The sequence below is a fragment of the Streptomyces sp. BRA346 genome (assembly GCF_052851135.1).
In genome coordinates this window covers 1-2,053 of sequence record NZ_JAIWIH010000163.1, presented here as the reverse complement: position 1 = coordinate 2,053, position 2,053 = coordinate 1, and the positions used below count along the sequence as shown (strand labels likewise).

Here is a 2,053-nt window from a genome sequence, read left to right as displayed (position 1 = left end):
GTCACCCGCCTGCACCGCAAGCTCAACGAACGCAGTGCCCGGCACCAGGACCGAACCCGCCACCACATGATCAGCCAGCCACGGATGCGACCGCACCGAGAGCCGTGACGTCAGCAACACGGCGTCCGAACCGGCCACCGCAACCGCAGCACCCAACAACGGGTGCCCCGCAGCGCCCAGACCCACGTCATCGAGGTCCGTCGCCGAGCGGGCGGGCCGCAGCCAGTACCGCTGCCGCTGGAAGGCGTACGTCGGCAGGTCCACTCGCCGCGCACCGGTCCCGGCGAACACAGCGGCCCAGTCCACGTCCGCCCCACGCACGAACACGTCCGCCACAGCGGTCAGCAGGGTCTCGGCCTCGGCCCGTCCCTTTCGCAGCACGGCCGCGGCGGCAGCGTCGGTGGCCGCCGGTGCGAGGCTGGTCAGCACCGGGTCCGGTCCGATCTCCAGCAGCCGGGTTGCGCTCTGTTCGCCTGCGGCGGTCGGCTCGCGCACCTGGCGGACCCAGTAGGCGGGGGTCGTCCAGTCAGAATCTGCGAGCGGCCGACCCGTGACGGTGCTGACCGCTGTGAGCACCGGCTGCCGGTAGGTGATACTCGCCGCGACCTCGGCGAACTCCGCCAGCATCGGCTCCATCAACGGCGAGTGGAAGGCGTGGCTGACGCGCAGCCGCGACACCCGCCGACCCCGCTCCCGCGCAACCGCCATCACCCGCTCGACCGCGTCCTCGTCACCGGACACCACCACCGACGTGGGCCCGTTCACCGCCGCGACCGTGGCCCCCTCTCCCTCAGGGAGCCCTCCGAGGATGTCGGCGACCTCGGGCTCAGTGCCCTCAATGGCCGCCATCGCACCCCCCGAAGGCAGCGCCTGCATCAACCGGGCACGGCCCGCCACCAACCGGGCAGCATCCGCCAGCTCGAACACACCCGCCGTGTACGCGGCGGCGAACTCACCGATGGAATGGCCGAACACCGCATCCGGACGCACGCCCCAGGAACGCAACAACTCGACCAGCGCCACCTGCACCGCGAACAACGACGTCTGCGCGTACCCGGTCTCCTCCAGCAGGGCCGCCTCCGCAGAGCCCTCCGCCGCGAACAGCACCTCCCGCACCGGCACACCGAAGCCCGGCCCGCCCGCAAGCTCGGCGTCCAGATGTCCACACGCCTCGTCCAGGGTCCGCGCGAACACCGGGAACTGCGCGTACAGCTCGCGGCCCATGCCGAGTCGCTGGCTGCCCTGCCCGGTGAACATCCACGCCGTACGCCCCTCGCCCACGGCACCCGACACCACCGCATCGCCATCGAGGTCGATGAGGCTTCCGCGCAGTGTGGCGCCCTCGGCGCCCAGCACCACCGCACGGTGCTCCAGCGCGGCGCGTGTGGTGGCCAGGGACAGCCCGACGTCGGCGGGCGCGACGTCCCGCCCGTCGAGGTAGGTCGCCAGGCGTCCGGCCTGTGCCCGCACCGCCTGGGCGTTCCGGCCGGACAGCACCCACGGCACCACCGGCAGCTCGGCCGTCGGCCGCTCCTCGGCCATGACGGGTTCGGCGGCCGGGGCTTCTTCGATGATGACGTGTGCGTTGGTCCCGCTGATGCCGAACGATGAGACGCCTGCCCGGCGCGGGTGGTCGGTCCGGGGCCATTCCCGGGCCTCGGACAGCAGCTCGACCGCACCGGCGGTCCAGTCCACGTGGGACGAGGGCTCGTCGGCGTGGAGCGTCTGCGGCAGCCGCCGCTCCCGGAGCGCCATCACCATCTTGATCAGACCGGCGGCGCCGGCCGCGGCCTGTGGGTGGCCGATGTTCGACTTGACCGAGCCCAGCCACAGCGGCTCGGCTCCGGCGCGGTCCTGTCCGTACGTGGCCATCAGGGCCTGCGCCTCGATCGGGTCGCCGAGCCGGGTGCCCGTACCGTGCGCCTCGACCGCGTCCACGTCGGACGGCGAGAGACGCGCGGCGGCGAGCGCCTGCCGGATCACCCGCTGCTGCGACGGACCGTTCGGCGCCGTCAGACCGTTCGACGCACCGTCCTGGTTGACCGCACTCCCG

General features: G+C 72.8%; 1 protein-coding gene. It reads right to left on the bottom strand.

What is annotated here, in order from left to right; all coding sequences use genetic code 11:
• Positions 1-2,053, bottom strand: a 2,053-nt coding sequence (locus tag LCH29_RS43920) for a type I polyketide synthase (RefSeq protein WP_446467281.1), incomplete at both ends; no start/stop codon positions are given.